Source organism: Streptomyces sp. Ru72 (genome assembly GCF_002920635.1).
In the GTDB taxonomy this organism is placed as follows: domain Bacteria; phylum Actinomycetota; class Actinomycetes; order Streptomycetales; family Streptomycetaceae; genus Streptomyces.
The window spans coordinates 39,773-58,548 of record NZ_PQSR01000024.1 but is presented as its reverse complement, the minus strand read 5'-3'; the positions used below and the strand labels follow the sequence as shown (position 1 = coordinate 58,548).

General features: G+C 71.3%; 15 protein-coding genes and 2 pseudogenes. 13 read left to right on the top strand and 4 right to left on the bottom strand.

Going from position 1 to position 18,776, the window contains the following annotated elements:
- The first annotated feature begins 40 nt into the window (after window positions 1–40).
- From C3488_RS14510 to C3488_RS14480, 7 genes and pseudogenes are all read left to right on the top strand, one after another.
- A complete protein-coding gene (locus tag C3488_RS14510) occupies window positions 41–1,195 on the top strand; it encodes a SchA/CurD-like domain-containing protein (RefSeq protein WP_103839817.1) in 1,155 nt (384 codons plus the stop codon).
- Between the two features lie 62 nt (window positions 1,196–1,257).
- The gene (locus tag C3488_RS14505; protein ID WP_258053423.1) at window positions 1,258–1,719 is read left to right on the top strand and encodes a cupin domain-containing protein; all 462 of its coding nucleotides are present in this window, start codon (window positions 1,258–1,260) and stop codon (window positions 1,717–1,719) included.
- Window positions 1,716–2,984 carry a beta-ketoacyl synthase gene (locus tag C3488_RS14500; protein WP_103839815.1) on the top strand — a complete coding sequence of 423 codons (1,269 nt, stop codon included), beginning with the start codon at window positions 1,716–1,718 and terminating at the stop codon, window positions 2,982–2,984. Before C3488_RS14505 ends, C3488_RS14500 begins: the two co-directional genes overlap by 4 nt.
- Window positions 2,981–4,225, top strand: coding sequence for a ketosynthase chain-length factor (locus C3488_RS14495; protein ID WP_103839814.1), 1,245 nt, complete (start codon window positions 2,981–2,983; stop codon window positions 4,223–4,225). Before C3488_RS14500 ends, C3488_RS14495 begins: the two co-directional genes overlap by 4 nt.
- A 70-nt stretch (window positions 4,226–4,295) precedes the next feature.
- Complete coding sequence (locus tag C3488_RS14490) at window positions 4,296–4,553, top strand: acyl carrier protein (RefSeq protein WP_103839813.1); 258 nt, start codon at window positions 4,296–4,298, stop codon at window positions 4,551–4,553.
- 1 nt (window position 4,554) lies between these two features.
- Window positions 4,555–5,034 (top strand): SRPBCC family protein, encoded by a 480-nt coding sequence (locus C3488_RS14485; protein WP_103839812.1) that lies wholly within the window; start codon window positions 4,555–4,557, stop codon window positions 5,032–5,034.
- Window positions 5,035–5,054: 20 nt separating this feature from the next.
- Window positions 5,055–5,386, top strand: a pseudogene (locus C3488_RS14480) (TcmI family type II polyketide cyclase).
- A 174-nt stretch (window positions 5,387–5,560) separates the two neighbouring features.
- Here the strand turns inward: C3488_RS14480 and C3488_RS14475 are convergent.
- The 3 genes from C3488_RS14475 to C3488_RS14465 all read right to left on the bottom strand — a co-directional run bounded on the left by C3488_RS14475 (window position 5,561) and on the right by C3488_RS14465 (window position 8,695).
- Entirely contained in the window at window positions 5,561–6,589 is a 1,029-nt protein-coding gene (locus tag C3488_RS14475) for a methyltransferase (protein ID WP_103839811.1), read from the bottom strand.
- Window positions 6,590–6,620: 31 nt separating this feature from the next.
- Window positions 6,621–7,685, bottom strand: a complete 1,065-nt coding sequence (locus C3488_RS14470; RefSeq protein WP_103839810.1) for a nitrous oxide reductase family maturation protein NosD — start codon at window positions 7,683–7,685, stop codon at window positions 6,621–6,623.
- 89 nt (window positions 7,686–7,774) lie between these two features.
- Window positions 7,775–8,695 carry an aminoglycoside phosphotransferase family protein gene (locus C3488_RS14465; protein WP_181139016.1) on the bottom strand — a complete coding sequence of 307 codons (921 nt, stop codon included), beginning with the start codon at window positions 8,693–8,695 and terminating at the stop codon, window positions 7,775–7,777.
- Between C3488_RS14465 and C3488_RS14460 the strand changes: the two genes are divergently transcribed.
- The 6 genes and pseudogenes from C3488_RS14460 to C3488_RS14435 form a co-directional block, all read left to right on the top strand.
- Entirely contained in the window at window positions 8,676–9,341 is a 666-nt protein-coding gene (locus C3488_RS14460; RefSeq protein ID WP_181139015.1) for a rhomboid-like protein, read from the top strand. The genes C3488_RS14465 and C3488_RS14460 overlap by 20 nt on opposite strands.
- Window positions 9,342–9,352: 11 nt before the next feature.
- Window positions 9,353–10,759 (top strand): FAD-binding oxidoreductase, encoded by a 1,407-nt coding sequence (locus tag C3488_RS14455; RefSeq protein WP_103839808.1) that lies wholly within the window; start codon window positions 9,353–9,355, stop codon window positions 10,757–10,759.
- A 126-nt stretch (window positions 10,760–10,885) separates the two neighbouring features.
- Complete coding sequence (locus C3488_RS14450; protein ID WP_103839807.1) at window positions 10,886–13,537, top strand: glycosyl hydrolase; 2,652 nt, start codon at window positions 10,886–10,888, stop codon at window positions 13,535–13,537.
- A gap of 69 nt (window positions 13,538–13,606) precedes the next feature.
- Window positions 13,607–14,089: a GNAT family N-acetyltransferase gene (locus tag C3488_RS14445; protein ID WP_103839806.1), complete on the top strand. Its 483-nt coding sequence runs from the start codon at window positions 13,607–13,609 to the stop codon at window positions 14,087–14,089.
- 396 nt (window positions 14,090–14,485) lie between these two features.
- Entirely contained in the window at window positions 14,486–17,587 is a 3,102-nt protein-coding gene (locus C3488_RS14440; protein ID WP_308460668.1) for a beta-N-acetylglucosaminidase domain-containing protein, read from the top strand.
- 215 nt (window positions 17,588–17,802) lie between these two features.
- Window positions 17,803–17,933 (top strand): annotated as a pseudogene (locus tag C3488_RS14435) (IS701 family transposase); the annotation flags it as partial.
- Window positions 17,934–18,003: 70 nt separating this feature from the next.
- On the opposite strand, the gene C3488_RS14430 reads toward C3488_RS14435, so the two are convergent.
- Window positions 18,004–18,753: a PP2C family serine/threonine-protein phosphatase gene (locus C3488_RS14430; RefSeq protein WP_103839804.1), complete on the bottom strand. Its 750-nt coding sequence runs from the start codon at window positions 18,751–18,753 to the stop codon at window positions 18,004–18,006.
- Window positions 18,754–18,776: the final 23 nt, after the last annotated feature.

Genomic DNA, 18,776 nt, shown 5'->3' with positions numbered 1-18,776 from the left:
CGATGTCGGCTTCTGCCCCGCCGAAGGAGAAGAGCGCAGCATGACCACAATGTCTGAACGTGTTTCAGAACCGGTGACGCGACAGGTGTCGAAACGGGTCTCGCAGTCGGTGTTCGACGGCTCCCCGCTCCGGGTCGTCCTGTTGGTGGACGTCTACGACGGAGCCCAGCAGCAGTTCCTGGAGGCGTACGAGCAGCTGTGCAACCAGGTCGCCTCCGTACCCGGGCACGTCAGCGACCAGCTCTGCCAGTCGATCGAGAATCCCTCGCAGTGGCTCATCACCAGCGAGTGGGAGAGTGCCCCGCCGTTCCTCGCCTGGGTGAACAGCGAGGAGCACGTGCGGATGGTGCAGCCGCTGCACAGCTGTGTCCGGGACACCCGGTCGCTGCGGTTCCACATCGTCCGTGAGACCGGTGGCGAGCCGTCCGCCAGGTCCGCGAACCGGCGGCTGCAGGCGTCCCCGCGGATCGGTGACGGAGTGATCCGCCATGCGCTCACCTTCACGGTCAAGCCGGGCAGCGAGCAGACCGTGGCGAAGATCCTCTCGGACTACGCCTCGCCTCAGGCCCGGGTCGACGACACCACCCGGCTGTGCCGGACCTCGCTGTTCATGCACGGCAACCGGGTGGTGCGGGCCATCGAGGTGCGCGGCGACCTGCTCGCGGCGCTGCGGCACGTCGCCCGGCAGCCCGAGGTGCGGGCGGTGGAGGAGGCCATCAACCCGTATCTGGAGCAGGACCGGGACCTCAACGACCCGGAGTCCGCGCGGGTCTTCTTCACCCGTGCGGCGCTGCCCGCGGTCCACCATGTGACGTCGGATCAGGAGTGCCCGGAGGCCAAGCGGCTCGCGCTGTACTACCCCGCGCGGCCGGGGTGCGGGATGCGGCTGGCGCGGCTGCTGGCGGAGCAGGACGAGGCGCGGGCGGACGATCCGCGCAGCCCGGTCTGCGGCAGCACGATCTTCCAGCGGGACGAGATCGTCGTACGGCTGATCGATGTCCGCAGTGGTGCCGACGCCGACCCGGTGCTGACTCTCGGCCTGGCCGACCCCGCGCAGGCGGCCGAGCTGACCACCCTCCTCGACGGCGCCGCCGTCGGTGCGGAGGGTTCTGCGCTCGAGGGCGGCGACCTGGCGCGCTTCCTGACGCTCGCGCGTATGGATCTCATCACCGACCGCCGTTCGGCCGACGCCTGACCGGCATCCAGGGCCGTGGTGGCCCCGCCCCCTGCAGACGCAGCACACATCGGAGGAACGACGTGACCAAACCCCGTCCCAGAATCGTGGAGCTCGGCGAGATCGAGCCCAACACCCGGCGCGGCGGCGATCTGCGCGCCATGCTCACCCCGGCCACGGTCGGCTCCACCAGCGGTTTCATGGGTGTGGCCATCGTGCAGCCGGGGGATCGGATCGGTGAGCACTACCACCCTTACTCCGAGGAGTTCGTCTACGTCCTCTGTGGCCGGCTCGAGGTGGACCTGGACGGCGAGCCGCAGGCGTTGCGGCCCGAGCAGGGTCTGATGATCCCCGCCTATATGCGGCACCGCTTCCGCAACGTGGGCGACGAGGAGGCGCGTCTCGTCTTCCATCTGGGCCCCCTCGCCCCGACCCCGCAGCTCGGCCACGTCGACACCGAGGAGACGGAAGCCGTCGCGGTCGCCGCGGAAGGAGCCGGGGCGGGCGGTGCCCGGCCGGCCGACCGAGGTCAGGTCCGTTCATGACCCGGCGCGTGGCGGTCACCGGCATAGGCGTCGTGGCACCGGGCGGCATCGGCGTCCCGGCGTTCTGGGATCTGCTCGCCAACGGCCGTACCGCGACGCGGGGCATCACCTTCTTCGACCCGACCGGCCTGCGCTCGCGGATCGCCGCCGAGTGCGACTTCGACCCGGTGGCCTGCGGGCTGGGGCCGGAGCAGATCGAACGTGCCGACCGGTACATCCAGTTCGCCCTGGTCGCCGGTGAGGAGGCCGTACGGGACGCCGGCCTCGACCTTGCCCGGGAGAACCCTTGGCGGGTCGGGGTGTCCCTGGGGACCGCGGTGGGCGGAACCACCCGGCTGGAGCACGACTACGTCCTGGTCAGCCATCGCGGGCAGCGCTGGGACGTGGATCACCGGGAGGCGGGTGCGCACCTGCACCGGGCGTTCTCGCCGAGCACGCTGGCCTCGATGGTGGCGGAACGTTTCGGCGCCTGTGGTCCGGTGCAGACCGTCTCCACGGGCTGCACCTCGGGGCTCGACGCGGTGGGGTACGCCTTCCACACCGTGGAGGAGGGCCGGGCCGACGTCTGCATCGCGGGAGCCTCCGACTCGCCGATCTCCCCGATCACCATGGCCTGCTTCGACGCGATCAAGGCCACGTCCCCGAACAACGACGACCCCGCGCACGCCTCACGGCCCTTCGACAACAACCGTGACGGGTTCGTCATGGGCGAGGGCGGCGCGGTGCTCGTCCTGGAGGAGCTGGAACACGCCCGGGCCCGCGGCGCGCGGGTGTACTGCGAGCTCAGCGGCTACGCCACCTTCGGCAACGCCTACCACATGACCGGACTGACCAGCGAGGGCCTGGAGATGGCCCGCGCCATCGAGACGGCGCTCGACCACGCCCGCCTCGACGGCTCGGCCATCGACTACGTCAACGCGCACGGCTCCGGCACCCGGCAGAACGACCGCCACGAGACCGCCGCCGTGAAGCGGGCCCTGGGCCACCACGCCTACGACACGCCCATGAGCTCCATCAAGTCCATGGTGGGGCACTCCCTCGGGGCGATCGGCGCGATCGAGGTCGTGGCCTGCGTACTGGCCCTGGACCGCCAGGTCGTACCGCCGACCGCGAACTACGAGACCCCCGACCCGGAGTGCGACCTGGACTACGTCCCGCGCGTGGCCCGGGAGCGGGAGCTGACCAGCGTGCTCTCCGTGGGCAGCGGGTTCGGCGGCTTCCAGTCCGCGGTGATCCTGACCCGGCAGAGGGAGAGGACACGATGAGCGCACCCCACGTCAGGCGCGCCGGCGTCACCGGAATCGGCGTCGTCGCGCCCAACGGAACGAGTACCGACACCTTCTGGAAGTCCACCCGGGAGGGCATCAGCGTCCTGGACCGGGTCACCCGCGAGGGGTGCGAGCACCTGCCGCTGAAGGTGGCCGGCGAGGTCCGCGCCTTCGACCCGGCGGCGGTGGTCGAGGAGCGCTTCCTCGTGCAGACCGACCGGTTCACGCACTTCGCGATGGCCGCGGCCGACCTGGCCCTGGCCGACGCCCGGATCGGCCGCGCCGACGAGCACGGTTCGCCGTTCTCCCTCGGCGTGGTCACCGCGGCCGGATCCGGCGGCGGTGAGTTCGGGCAGCGGGAGCTGCAGCAGCTGTGGGGAAAGGGCAGCCGCTTCGTCGGCCCCTACCAGTCCATCGCCTGGTTCTACGCGGCCAGCACCGGTCAGATCTCCATCCGCCGCGGGTTCAAGGGCCCCTGTTCGGTCGTCGCGGCCGACGAGGCCGGCGGCCTCGACGCCCTCGCGCACGCCGCGCGGGCCGTGCACCGGGGCACCGATGTGATCGTGGCCGGCTCGACCGAGGCGCCGCTCGCACCGTACTCGGCGGTCTGCCAGCTCGGTTACCAGGAGCTGAGCACCGCCGAGGACCCGGAGCGCGCCTACCGCCCCTTCACCTCGGGGGCCTGCGGGTTCGTGCCCGCGGAGGGCGGCGCCATGCTCGTCGTGGAGGACGAGATTTCGGCCCGTGAGCGGGGCGTACGGGTGCGGGCCGTGCTGGCGGGGCACGCGGCGACGTTCACCGGCGCCTCACAGTGGGAGCGGTCCCGGGAAGGGCTCGTCCAGGCGATCCGCGGCGCGCTGGAGGAGGCCGAGTGCGCCCCGGAGGAGATCGACGTGGTGTTCGCCGACGCCCTCGGCGTACCGGAGGCGGACCGTGCCGAGGCGCTGGCGATCGCCGACGCGCTGGGCGCGCACGGCAGGCGGGTACCCGTGACGGCGCCCAAGACGGGCATAGGCCGCGGCTACTGCGCGGCGCCCGTGCTGGACGTCGCGTCGGCGGTGCTCTCGATGGAGCACGGCCTGATCCCGCCCACCCCCAACGTCCTCGACGTCTGCCACGACCTCGACCTGGTGACCGGCCGGGCCCGCGCCGCCGAGCCGCGCACGGCGCTGGTCCTCAGCCGGGGCCTCATGGGGTCGAACACGGCGCTCGTGCTGCGGCACGGCGCGGCCGAGTGAGCCGGGAGTGAACGACCGGAACAGCGGCGCCTCGCAGCGAGGCCGCCCTGGAGCAAAGGAGACCCACCGTATGAACGACCGCATCACCGTGGAAGAACTGTCCGAGCTGATGAAGAAGGCCGCCGGAGTCACCGTCGCCCCGCAGGAACTGCAGCAGCGGTGCGACTCCGGCTTCGACGCCCTCGGCATCGACTCGCTCGGCCTGCTCGGCATCGTCGGCGAACTGGAGAACCGGCACGGTACCCCGATGCCGCCCGACGCGGAGCGCTGCAAGACCCCCCGGCAGTTCCTCGACCTCGTCAACAGCACCCTCATGGCAGGAGCCTGACATGGCCGGACACACCGAGAACGCCATCACCATCGCCGCGCCGGTGGACCTGGTCTGGGACATGACCAACGACCTGGAGAACTGGCCGAACCTGTTCAGCGAGTACGCCTCCGTGGACGTGCTCTCCCGCGAGGGGAACAGGACGACCTTCCGGCTGACCATGCACCCCGACCAGAACGGCACGGTGTGGAGCTGGGTCTCGGAGCGGGAGACGGACCGTCCCACGCTCAGCGTCAAGGCACGTCGTGTCGAGCCGGGGCCCTTCGCGTACATGAACATCCGGTGGCAGTACGAGGAGGTCCCCGAGGGCACCCGGATGGTGTGGACGCAGGACTTCGCGATGAAGCCCGACGCCCCGGTCGACGACGCCTGGATGACCGACAACATCAACCGGAACTCCAAGGTGCAGATGGCCCTGATCCGGGACCGCATCGAGAAGGCCGCCGCCGAGTCGCGGCCCGCGCCCGCGCTGGCCGACTGAACCGGACGGAGGACACGCTCATGCACCAGGCCCTGATCGTCGCCCGTATGGCCCCCGGATCGGCCCCTGACATCGCCAAGGTGTTCGAGGAATCCGACCGGGGAGAGCTGCCGCACCTCGTCGGGGTCACCCGGCGCACCCTGTGGCAGTTCGGCGACGTCTACATGCACCTGATCGAGGCCGAGCAGGAGCCCGGCCCGGCCATCGCCAAGGTGGCCCAGCACCCGGCCTTCCGGGACGTCAGCGAGCGGCTCACGGCGTACGTCAGCGCCTACGACCCGGCCACCTGGCGCTCCCGAAGGACGCGATGGCGCAGTGCTTCTACCGCTGGGAGCGGGACTCCGCTCGCTGAACCGACCCCGACCCCACCGTCCGAATCACCCGAACGGCCACCGGTCGCCGGGCCCGCGTGGACCGCGGACCCGGCGACCGGTGGCGTGTGGGGGCGGCCCGGCGGGCCGGTGGCTGTCGACGTTCAGTGGGGGACGTTGTTCACCGGGAAACGCTGTTCACCGGGGGACGCTGTTCACCGGGGGACGCTGCAGTCGAACGCGTGCAGGTAGGGGTTGACCGGGCTGATGTCGTCGATCATCAGGCCCGCGGCGGTGATCCGGTCCACCATGCTCTTCGTGGTGTGCTTGGCCCCGCCCACGTTGAGGAGCAGCAGCAGGTCCATGGCGGTGGAGAACCGCATCGAGGGCGTGTCGTCCACGAGGTTCTCGATGACCACGACCCGCGCCCCGGGGCCGCCCGCCGTGACGACGTTGCGCAGGCACCGGGCGGTCGAGTCGTCGTCCCACTCGAGGATGTTCTTGATGATGTAGACGTCGGCCTTGACCGGGATGGCCTCGCGGCAGTCGCCCGGCACGATGCGCACCCGGTCGGCGAGGGCGCCGCCCTCCCGCAGCCGCGGGTCGGCGTTGCGCACCACGGGGGGCAGGTCCAGCAGCGTTCCCTGCATCGACGGGTACTTCTCCAGGAGGCTCGCCACCACATGCCCCTGGCCGCCGCCGATGTCGGCGACCGAGGAACTCCCCGACAGGTCGAGGAGTTCGGCGACGTCCCGCGCGGACTGCCGGCTGGAGGTCGTCATGGCCCGGTTGAAGACGTCGGCCGACTCCGGGGCGTCCTCGTTGAGGTAGGTGAAGAACTCCTTGCCGTACAGGTCCTCGACGACGTTCCGGCCGGTGCGCACCGCCTCGTCCAGCTTCGGCCACGCGTTCCACGTCCAGGGCTCGGTGCACCACAGGGTGATGTAGCGCAGGCTGTTCGGGTCGTCCTCGCGCAGCAGCCGGGACATGTCGGTGTGCGCGAACGTCCCGTCCTCGTGCTCGGCGAAGACGCCGTAGCAGGCCAGGGCCCGCAGCAGCCGCCGCAGTGGCCGGGGTTCGGTCTTCACCGCGGCCGCGAGGTCCTCCACGGCCATCGGGCCGTCCCCGAGGGCGTCGGCGACGCCCAGGCGGGCGGCGGCGCGGAGGGCGGCGGCGCACGCCGCCCCGAACGCGAGTTCCCGCAGGCGCATGGGGGGCGGCGGGGCAGGGCTTACGGTCGTCATGTGCTGCCTTTCCTCTCTGGGGTGCCTGGCGTCAGCACAGTCCCGCGGGCTTGGAGGCGCCGCAGGTGTTGCCCTGGAAGGTGTTGCCCTTGCCGGTCTCCCCGTTGACGAGGTCCGCCGGGGCGTTGCGCCGCACCGTGTTGCCGGTGATCTGGTTGCGTTCGTTCGAGGCGCCCACCATGCTCTTGAAGAGCACGATGCCGCCGGAGAGCGGAGACTTGCCCGTGTGGTCCGTGATCGTGTTCCGGGTCACCAGGGTGCTCTCGGCACCGGTCAGGACGATCCCGGAGCCCTGCAGGGCGGGCAGCCGGGTGGTCTTCGGGCAGGACTTGTTGTTCTGACGGATGACGTTGTCGCTCACGGTCAGGGCACCGGCCCGCGGCGTGTTCTCGTCCCCGACGACGAAGACCCCCGCGCAGTTGGCGGTGAGGTCGTTGCTCATGACGGTGAGGTCCCTCAGGCGGCGGACGGTCACGCCGATCCGGTTGCCCTGGAGATGGTTGCGCGCGATCACCGCGCCCTTGGTGTCCGTGGCCCCGCCCTCGGAGACGACCGTGTTGGCGAGGAACAGGCCCGCGTCGCCGTTGTCGCGGGCGGTGTTGTCCAGGAACACGCCCCGGGTGGAGCGTTCCTGCGCGATGCCCCACACCTTGTTCTTCTCGGCGGTCACGTGCCGGACGGTCAGCCGGTCGGTCCACGTCGACCACAGGCCGCTCTTGGAGAAGCCGGTCAGCGCGAGGGAGGCGATGGTGGTGTCCGTGACGGGGTGCCCCTGCGTCCCCTCGACGCAGATCCCGTTGCCGGCCTTCGCGCAGGCGTTCGAGGCCGCTTTGTCGGCCGGTGCGATGACGGTGTTGCGGCCCATGCCGCGCAGGGTCAGCCCGGAGGTGGTCACCCGAACGCTCTCCCGGTAGGTGCCGGCGGCGAGGAGGATGGTGTCTCCCGGTTTGGCGGCGTCCACCGCCTTCTGGATCGAGTCACCCGGACGCACCGTGCGGGTGCCGGGCGTCGCGGGGAGGGAGTCGGCGGTGGCGCCGCACCCCGACGCGACGAGCGCTGCGGCACACGCGAGATAGGCGAGATGGCGTTTCGTCATATTCGGTACGCTATGACCGGATAAGCCGTTGAAAGCCGGATCGTCCATACGGGGGCGTGTCTCGGCCCGCCCTGTCCTCGGGCGGAGGTTCAGCCGCGCAGTGTGCGGGCGATCTCCAACTGGACCGCCTCCAGCGGCCTGCCGTCCCCGATCTCCCACAGGCAGTTCTGCAGCACCCGGCCCAGCGTCCAGGCCCGCGCCCGCTCCCGGTCCAGGCCCAGCGCGTCCGTCAGGGCGTCGAAGCGCCACCGGGTCTCTTCGGGGTCGTAGCGGTTGTGGATCGCCGGGAGCAGGTCGAAGCCGGGGTCGCCGGCCAGCGGCTTGGGGTCGATGGCCAGCCAGGGGGCGCGGTCGGCGGCCAGTACGTTGTCGTAGTGCAGGTCCCAGTGCAGCAGGCGGTCGCCCGGCTCGGAAGCGACCTCGCCCAGGGCGGCCGCGCAGTCCGCGACCAGGCGGCGGTCCGCCGGCTCCGCTATCCGCTCGAGCGCTCGGGGGACCCGCTCCAGCATCGCCCGCGCGATGTCGCCGAGTCGGCGCATCGCCTCCGGGGCCGGGACGGCGGTGAGGCGGGCCAGCAGCTCCGCGATGACGAGGACCGCCTCACGCGCGTCGGGCACATCGGCCAGTGAGCGGGTCTCGTCCAGCCGTTCGAGCAACAGCGTGCAGGTCGGCTCGTCGTGCTCCAGCAGGCGTACGGCGCCCTCCCCGTCCCAGACGCTCAGTGCCAGGGGCTCGCCCTCGCTCTCGTCGTCCCGGAGCTGGAGCTTGAGCGCTGCCGAGGTGCCGTCGGTGCGGGTCACCGGCAGCACCAGCGCGGTCACCCCGTACATCGCGGGCCCTTCCACCCGCAGCCCCCACCGCTCCAGGAACTCCTCCACCCGCCGGGGCAGCTCCGCGACGAAAGCGCGTCCCGCCTCCCGGTTGAATTTCTCCTGAGAAGCGACCAGCTCGCCAGGCACCTCGATCACCTTCCCGACGATACTGGCCTGTGTGGACGGGGTCAGGCGCATTCGGCGCGGCCTCGGGGCAGCGGCGGCCTACATACGCAGCGCCCCGGGGACATACGTGTGGCTGCTGATCCTGTTCTTCACCACCATCGCGCTGCACCACATGTCGCCGCACTTCGAGGAGCGCTTCCTCCGGCACCGGTCCACCAACATCCACCAGCTGTCCCAGGACCCGCTGCGCGTGTTCATCACCTCCGCGATGTGGATCGACGGCGGGCACTGGCTGCCGTACGCCGCGCTCTACACGGTCTTCCACGCGCAGGCGGAGCGCTGGCTGGGCACCGCCCGCTGGCTGACCGTGTGCGCCGCCGCGCACGTGCTCGCCACGCTCGTCAGCGAGGGCGCGCTGCTGCAGGCGATAAAGGACGGGATGGCCCCGCACTCGGCGGTCAACACGCTCGACTTCGGGGTGAGTTACGCGCTGGCCGGGGTGGTCGGCGTGCTCACCTACCGGCTCGCGGCGCCCTGGAGCTACGCGTATCTGACCGTCGTCCTCCTGGTGTACGCCCTCCCCCTGACCGCGACTCCCACGTTCACGGATTTCGGGCATTTCATCTCGGTGCTGATCGGTCTGGCCTGTTATCCGCTGACCCGAGGCTGCGGAAAACCATGGAATCCGAAGGAGACACTGGTCGCTCTGAGGGGTTAGCGTCCGGCTTCATGAACAGTGCGGTGAACAGCGTCGTCAACGGCGGCGTCTCCTTCTGGTACGCCGACGACGGCCTCCCCGAGCCCCGGGAGCCCCTCGCCGGGGACGCGACCGCCGATGTGGTGATCGTCGGCGGTGGCTACACCGGCCTGTGGACCGCCTACTACCTGAAGAAGGCGGCGCCCTTCCTGCGGATCACGGTCCTGGAGCAGAGGTTCTGCGGCTACGGCGCCTCCGGCCGCAACGGCGGCTGGCTCTACAACGGCATCGCGGGCCGCGACCGGTACGCGCGGCTGCACGGCCACGAGGCCGCCGTACGCCTGCAGAGGGCGATGAACGACACCGTCGCCGAGGTCGTCCGCGTCACCGAGGAGGAGGGCATCGACGCGGACGTGCACGCCGGCGGCGTCCTGGAGGTGGCGTACACGCCCGCGCAGCTGGCCCGGCTCAAGGCGTTCCACGAGCAGGAGTTGTCGTACGGCGAGAAGGACCGCGAGCTGTACGGCGCCCGGCGGACAGCCGAGCGGATCAGGGTCGCGGACGCGGTCGGCTCGACCTGGACCCCGCACGGGGCGCGGCTGCACCCGGTGAAGCTGGTCAAGGGTCTCGCGGCGGCCGTCGAGGCGCTCGGTGTGACGATCCACGAGCACACGCCGGTCACCGAGATACGCCCGAAGCACGCCGTGACGCCCTACGGCACGGTCCGCGCACCGTACGTCCTGCGCTGCACGGAGGGCTTCACCGCCTCCCTGAAGGGCCAGCGGCGCACCTGGCTCCCGATGAACTCCTCCATGATCGCGACCGAGCCGCTCACCGAAGCGCAGTGGGAGCGGATCGGCTGGGAGGGGCGCGAGACGCTGGGCGACATGGCGCACGCGTACATGTACGCCCAGCGCACCGCCGACGGCAGGATCGCGCTCGGCGGCCGCGGTGTCCCGTACCGCTTCGGCTCCCGCACGGACAACGACGGCCGCACCCAGCCCGACACCGTCGAGGCGCTGTACGACATCCTGGTCCGCTTCTTCCCGTCGCTGGCCGGGATCCGGGTGACCCACGCGTGGTCGGGGGTGCTGGGGGTGCCGCGCGACTGGTGCGCCACGGTCACCCTGGACCGCTCCACCGGCCTCGGCTGGGCGGGCGGCTACGTCGGCTCGGGCGTCGCCACCACGAACCTCGCCGCCCGCACGCTCCGCGACCTCGTCCAGCAGGACTCGGGCCAGGCGGGCCCGACGGAGCTGACGGCGCTGCCGTGGGTGAACCACCGGGTGCGCAAGTGGGAGCCGGAACCGCTGCGCTGGCTGGGCGTGCACGGCATGTACGCCACCTACCGCACGGCGGACCGGCGCGAACGGACGGCGCCCGGCATCGAGTCGTCACGGCTGGCACGACTGGCCGACCGGGTCGCGGGACGCCACTGACGCACCCCTGACAAATCTTTACGCTCTGATTGCCCGTAAACGCTTCTCCCTCAACTCCCGTCTCCCCAAAGCTGTGGGCAGCTTGTGTCATGTACGCCACGGCTCTTAGGGGAGGGCACGTTTTTCATGGCAGGCGACGGGTTGCGCAGAAGACGGGTATGGGCGGCGGTGTTCGCCGTGTCCGCAGCGCTGGGTCTGACGGTCACACAGGCCCAGGCGGCATCAGGTACCCATACGGACCCCTTCGGGGTGCGGGCGCTCAAGAAACAGGCCCTTGTGAATCAGCACAAGGGCCTGTCGCCGTTCGCGGAGACGGGGGACCCCGGCGACCCCGGAGGCGACGAGGACGAGGCCGGGAACATAGCCGAGCAGGCGGACCAGTACGCGGAGGCCCGCACCTCGCCGGGCATCGTGGCGCCGGGCGCCTACGGGGCCGCGTACGACGAGCTGAGCGGTCTGCGGCACACGCACAGCAAGTGGAGCGAGCTGACGCGGCTGCCGTACGACTCCGACGACCCGCGCTACCGGGACATCAACTCCAACTCCAGCGGCGGCGCCGGGCGGGTCACGGGGCGCGTGACCGGGCTCGCGGCCGACGACCACGGGTATGTGTACGCCGGTTCGGCCAACGGCGGTGTCTTCCGCTCCCGTACGGGCGGCGGGCACTGGCAGAACATCTCCGACGGCCTGCCCGCCCTCTCCACGGGCGACCTCCAGCTCGACGGCCGCGGACGGCTGTGGTACGCGACCGGTGAGGCCAACACCAGCGCGACCTCGTTCCTCGGCACGGGTGTCTACGTGCTCGACGACCCGCGCAAGGGGAAGTTCAGCACCCGTGACCGGGTCGGCGGGGACGAGCTGGAGTCCACCTCGATCAACGCCCTCAGGTTCGGCGGGGACAAGGTGTGGGCGGCCACCACGCGCGGCGTGTGGAGCCACTCCACGAAGACCCTGACGGGCCACTGGAAGCTGGAGTTCGCGCCCAACCCCGACTATCTGCCGGGCGGTTCCGAGGCGAGCGACCCCGACGCGGCGTACAAGAACATCACCAGTGACATCGCCATCGACCCCAAGGACCCGAACAAGGTCGTCCTCGCGGTCGGCTGGCGCGGCGGCGACACCTACAACGGCTTCTACGCCAAGGGTCCGCGCGGCTGGCAGCGGCTGACCGGGCTCGGGGACCTGCCGAGCGACAGCGACGACGTGGGCAACGTGACCTTCGCGCGCAGCGCCGACGGCTCCCGCTACTACGCCATCGACCAGTCGCCGGCGATGACCAACTCCAACCCCGACAGCGGGCTCGCCGGCATCTTCGTCTCCAAGTCCGGCTCGCCGACCGGGCCGTGGACGAAGATCGCCGACTACACGCAGCTGCGCGACTCCGGGTCCGCGCTCACCGGCGCCGGCTACCAGCCGGGCATCCAGGCCTGGTACGACCAGTTCCTCACCGTCGACCCGAAGAACCCCGACCACGTCTACGCGGGTCTGGAGGAGGTCTTCGAGACCAAGGACGGCGGCAAGAGCTGGACCGTGCCCGGGCCGTACTGGAACTTCGGCTTCCCCTGCTGGTCCATCGACCCGTCCAAGCAGAGCGGTGACTGCCCCTCCACCGTGCACGCCGACCAGCACGCGGTGGCGATCGGCAGCAACGGCGGCGCGCCGTACCTGGTGGTCGGTGACGACGGCGGCGCGTACCGCAGGCCGCTGAACGGCTCGGCGAACACCTCGGGCCACGCCACCGACTGGACGTCCCTGAACGACGGCACGATGGACGCGCTGCAGTACTACTCGGTCGGCGTGGGCATCGACCGGGCCGCGCGCGGGCTCGACGTCAGCGGCGGTCTGCAGGACAACGGCCAGTCGATCCTGCGGCCCGGCGACCGGGTGATGGGCTCCAACTTCGGCGGTGACGGCGGCGACACGATCGTCGACCCGGCCAACGGCTGCAACGTCGCCTCCGAGTACGTGTACCTGGCGGTCGCGGTCACGCAGAACTGCGCCGTGAACGACGGCAGTTGGGTCAGCGACCCGTCGAAGGCGACCACCTACTCCGTGGCCCCGCCCGACAACGCGACCAGCGAGGCCCGCTTCATCGCCCCGCTGAACTCCGACATCAAGGACGCGAACACCTGGGTCGCGGGCGGCCGGCACGTGTGGATCAACACCAAGGGCTGGGCGATCCGCAGCGGCAGCGAGTGGCTGAACGCGTTCGACCTTGGTGCGGGCCACACCGCCACAGCCGTCGCCTCCTCCGGGGGCAAGGTGTACGCCGCCTGGTGCGGGCCCTGCAACAACGAGGGCTTCACCCGGGGCATCGCGGTCGGCAACGCGGACGGCACCGGCTGGCACCAGCTGAACCTTCCGGTCGACGGGACGGTCCCCAACCGCTACCTCGCGGGCCTCGCGATCGACCCGGCGGACTCCAGCCACGTCCTCCTGGCGGTCAACGGCTTCTCCCGGAAGTGGACCGAGGGGCCGGGTGCCGGTGTCGGGCACCTGTTCGAGACCCGGGACGGCGGCGCGACCTGGAAGGACATCTCCGGGAACCTGCCCGACGTGCCCGCCAACACGGTGGTGCTGCTGAAGAACGGGACCGTGGCGATCGGCACCGACCTCGGCGTCCTGGTCCGCCCGGCGGGTGCGTCCAGCTGGAAGGTGGCGGGCACCAACCTGCCCACGACGGCGGTCCTCCAGCTCCGCACGGGCCCCGACGGACGGCTCTACGCGGCCACCCACGGGCGCGGCATCTGGGCGATCGACGTACGGCGCCTGCGCTGAGCCGTCGGTGACGGGCGGGGTGGGGCCGGGCCTTGGTGGGCCCGGCCCCACCTGTGTTTGACTGCCCGCATGATCCGCACCGCGACTCCCGACGACATCCCCGTCATCCACACCCTGATCCGCGAACTCGCCGCCTACGAGAAGGCGGCCGAGGAGGCGCGGGCCACGCAGGAGCAGTTGAGCGAGGCGCTCTTCGGCGCCCGTCCGGCGGCCTTCGCGCATGTCGCGCAGGACGACGGGGGAGAGGTCGTCGGCTTCGCGCTGTGGTTCCTGAACTTCTCCACCTGGCGGGGCGTGCACGGCATCTACCTGGAGGACCTGTACGTCCGCCCGGAGGCCAGAGGCGCCGGCCACGGCAAGGCGCTGCTGACCGAACTGGCCCGCATCTGCGTGGAGCGCGGCTACGAGCGACTGGAGTGGTCGGTGCTGAACTGGAACCGCCCGTCGATCGACTTCTACGAGGCCCTGGGCGCCCGCCCGCAGGACGAGTGGACGGTGTACCGGCTGACGGACGGGGCGCTGGCGGAACTGGGGCGGGGCGCCAAGGGCTAGTACCGCAACCGCATCCGGGGTGACGATCGATGCCGTCTGCCGTTGATGTGACTGTGCGCTGATGCGCTGACGGACGAACAGGTTGAGTCGTGGTCCGAGGGGACAGTCGGGCTGCGTGCCCGGTTCTCCCGCCGTTTTGGCAGGTCCGAGCCGCGCGAGCGGGCGTTGGACTACCTTCAGGGCCCAACCCTGCAACGGCACCTGGCCGGGCAGCACGGCTGTGCACCAGGGCACGATCCCGTCGGGCAGGACCGGCGCCACCTCATCCTCGGGGTGTGGACGATCGCCGACACGGCCAACGCGTTCCCCTCCTGCCTGGACGTCATGTTCTGCATGCTCCCGGGCCTTGCCCGACGGTGAATTCATCAACCACTATGTGGGCTGATGGATAAAACATTGAACCGGAGACCGGCGCTCTCGCCGGTGGTCGGCCTTGTCGCCGCCCTGACTTGTTGTGTGCTGGGCATCGCCCCGGCCCCCGCCGTGGCGGCGGACCACGCCGCCACGGCATCCATACCGGAGATCTGGCCGACACCTCGTCAGGTACGGCCGGGCCACGGTTCCCAGCCGGTCCCCGAGCGGGTGGTCGAGGTCGTCGGGCACGACACCGACCCGCCCGCGCGCAGGCTCGTCGAGAGCGTGCTGCGCGGCGCCGGGGCCCGCACCATCGATACCGTCACGGCGGGCGCCCCCGTACCGCCCGCCGCGCTCACCGTCTACGTCGGCGGCCCGACCGAGAACCCGGCGACCGCCCGGGTGCTCGCCCGGCTCGGGGCCTCGTCCCCGGCCGGGCTGCCGTCCGGCGGCTACGAGCTGGCGTCCGGCCAGGGTCAGGTGGCCCTGGCCGGCGTGGACGCCACCGGCACGTACTACGCGGCACAGACGCTGCGCCAGCTGGTCGCCGGAAGCCACCGGGCGGTGCCCGTCGTCACGGTCCGGGACTGGCCGCAGGCCGCGCTGCGCGGAGTCGTCGAGGGCTTCTACGGGGCGCCCTGGTCGCAGCAGGACCGGCTGTCCCAGCTGGACTTCTACGGCCGCACCAAGCAGAACGTCTACGTCTACTCCCCCAAGGACGACCCCTACCTGCGGGCCGACTGGCGCGACGAGTACCCGGCGGACCAGCTCGCGCCGCTGAAGCAGCTCGTGGACCGCGCCGCGGAGAACCACGTCCGTTTCACCTACGCCCTCTCCCCCGGCCTGTCGGTCTGCTACTCGTCGGCTTCCGACGAGAAGGCGCTGGTGACCAAGTTCGAGCAGCTGTACTCCATCGGCGTGCGCTCGTTCGCGATCCCACTGGACGACATCAGCTACACCACCTGGAACTGCGCAGAGGACGAGAAGGAGTTCGGCACCGGCGGCGGCGCGGCGGGCCAGGCCCAGGCGTCGCTGCTGAACAAGGTCGTCAAGGACTTCGTCGGCACGCACCCGGACGTGCAGCCGCTGGAGATGGTGCCGACCGAGTACTCAGACCTCGCCGACTCGCCGTACAAGACCGCGCTGCGGAAGCAACTGGACTCCTCGGTGGTCGTGGAGTGGACCGGTGTCGGCGTCATCGCGCCCACGATCAGCACCGACCAGGCCAAGCAGGCCCGTGAGGTGTTCGGGCACCAGATCCTGATCTGGGACAACTACCCGGTCAACGACTACACCACCAGCCGGCTGCTGCTCGGCCCCTACACCGGCCGCGAGACCGGCGTGGCCGGTGAGGTCGCCGGCATCACCGCCAACCCGATGATCCAGGCCGAGGCCAGCAAGCTCGCCCTGTTCACCTCCGCCGACTACGCCTGGAACCCCGGCGCGTACGACCCGCGGGCCGCGTTCCTCGCCTCCGTCGCCGACCTCGGCGGGAAGGCGGCGGCGTCCCTGCGGATCTTCGCGGAGAACAACTACTCCTCGCAGCTGGACGCCACCGAGTCGCCCACCCTCACCCCGCTGATCAAGGCGTTCACCACCGCGTACACCAGCGGCAGCGGGCTGGACGAGGCGGCGAAGAAGCTCGGCGCGTACTTCACCGCCATGACCGCCGCCCCCGCCGACCTTCGCGCCCACCTCGGCAACCCCGGGTTCCTGAGCGAGACGGCGGCCTGGCTGGACAAGCTCGGCGCCTACGGCACTGCGGGCAACACCGCCGTCCAGCTGATGCTCGCCCAGGCGCGCGGCGACACCGACGCGGTGACGACGTACTACGACCGGCTCCAGACGGAACGAAAGCAACTGGACTCGGTGCCGCAGCAGATCGCGCCGGGCGTGATGGACCAGTTCCTCTTCGACGCCACGCTGCGGGCCGCGCCCGACCCCGGTCCGGACGCCTCGTTCACCCCGTCGTCGCTGTCGCTGGCCCCCGGGGCGAGCGGCACGGTGACCCTGACGGTGGCCGACAGCCGCTCCACGGCGGACCGCACCGTCTCCTGGAAGATCGCCGCGCCCGACGGGCTCACGGTCTCCCCGGACAGCGGAAGCGTCACCGTCCCGGCGGGCGGCAAGGCCACCGCGACGGTGACCTTCACCGCGTCGGGCGGCGCGGGTGCCGGGGTGCGGTCGGCGGTGGTGACCGGTGACGGGCTGGTGGACCGGGCGATCCCGGTCCAGGTGACGGACGGCCAGGGCACCGAGCGGGCGCTGACCGCCAACTTCAGTGGCGCGTCGGTGAGTTCGGTGGACCTGGCGTCGGGGACGTCGACGCAGATCCCGGTCGGCCAGAACCCCGGCGAGGTCGTCCTCAGTGTCGACGGGCGGACCGCGTACGCCGCCAACCAGGGCTCGGACACGGTCAGCGTCATCGACGTCGCCTCCGGCAAGGTCACCGCCACGGTGCCGGTCGGCGACGTGCCGTCGGGCCTGGCTCTCACGCCCGACGGCAGGACGCTCTGGGTCGCCGACTACTCCGACGACGCCGTCCAGCCGGTGGACCTCACGACGCTGACCGCCGGGACGAAGGTCGCCGTCGGCGGCGGCCCGGAGAACATGGCGATCACCCCGGACGGCGCCACGCTGTACGTGGCGAACATCCACGACAACACGGTGTCCCCGGTGGACCTCGCGACGGGGAAGGCGGGCACGGCGATCCCGGTCGGCCCGAACCCGTTCAACGTGGTTGCGGCGCCGGACGGGAAGACGGTGTACGTGTCCGACTCCGGCGGCTCGACGGTCACCCCGATCGACACCGCGACGAACGACACCCGGGCCTCCCTCCTGGTCACCGGCCAGGCCTACGGCCTCGCCATCTCCCCCGACGGCCGCACGCTGTGGGTCAGCCCCAGCAACGGGGACACCGTCACCCCCGTCGACACGGTCACCGGCGCCCCCGGCACCCCGGTCACGGTGGGCCGCTCGGCGTTCGACGTCGCCCTCGACTGGAACGGGACCACGGCGTACGTCACCACCGCGGACGCCGGCAAGCTGGTGCCGGTCACCACGGCGACCGGCGCGGTCGGCACGGCGTACTCGACAGGCGCGTACCCGCTGGCAGCCGCGGTGACCCCGGTCCCGGTCGGCTAGTACTGCAACCGCATCCGGGGTGACGATCGAGGTCGTCTGTGGTTGATGTGACTGTGCTGATGCGCTGACGGTCGAACAGGTTGAGTCGTGGTCCGGTGGGAGAGCCGGGCTGCATGCCCGGTTCTCCCACCGTTGTCGGAGCAGGTTGGCCGGCTCCGCCCGGACGGTGTCCAGCGCCTGCCCCCCGAAGCAGGGCACCAAATCCGCCGGGCACGGAGAACTGCCAGATCGGAACCTTCCTCGCCTACGCCTCGGCCCAGGGGCGTGCCCTGATCGATCGCGAGCTCTACCTCCCAGCCTCCCAGCCTCCCGGACCGACGACCGGGACCGCTGTCGGGCCGCCGGCCCGACGACGAGGCCCTTGGCGAGCAAGAACGAACAGCCGTGGTGGCTGCTCCGCCACGATCGGGTGTGGCTCAGTCGTCGGCGACGCGGACGAGGGCGAGTGTGATGTTGTCCGGGCCGCCCGCGCTGATGGCGGCCTTCCACAGCTCGAAGGCGGCCCGCCCGTCGTCGTGCTCCCGCAGCACCGCGTCGATCTCCTCCTCCAGGACCGGGTCCGTGAGGCCGTCGGTGCAGACCAGGTAGCGGTCGCCCGGTGACAACGGCGTCGCCGTGACGTGCGGTGCGACGGCACGGTAGTGCGGGGCACCGCCGATGCACTGGGTGACCAGCGAGGTGGTGCGTTGCCCGGGGGCCAGGGGCGGGCTGTCGTCCACGCTGACCTGCCGCAGCCCGTCCCGCGGCGCGGCGAAGACCCGGCTGTCGCCCACGTTGAAGACCAGCAGCTCGTCGGGCAGCAGGATGATGCCCGCCACGGTGGTGCCCATCATGGCGAGGTCGCCGCCCTCCTCGCCCCCCGCCGCGGCGTAGACGGCCCGGTTGCAGGACTCCACGGCGTCACGGACGCCGTCCGCACCGCTGAGTGCCGGACCGAGGGCCGCGAACCGGCGTGCGACCAGCGCGCTCGCCACCTCGCCCCCGGGATGCCCGCCGAGCCCGTCGGCCACGGCGACGACCAGGGGCGTCCCCAGGGGGAAGACCAGCGTCTGCGGGTTCTCCGTGACGGTGGCGCACAGCGTCCAGGGGCCGGCGACGAGACTGTCCTCGTTCTTGTCCCGCACCAGTCCCGGGTGGCTGAGCGCGCTGACAGCGACGTACGACACCCAAGGCCACCGCCGATCACCGG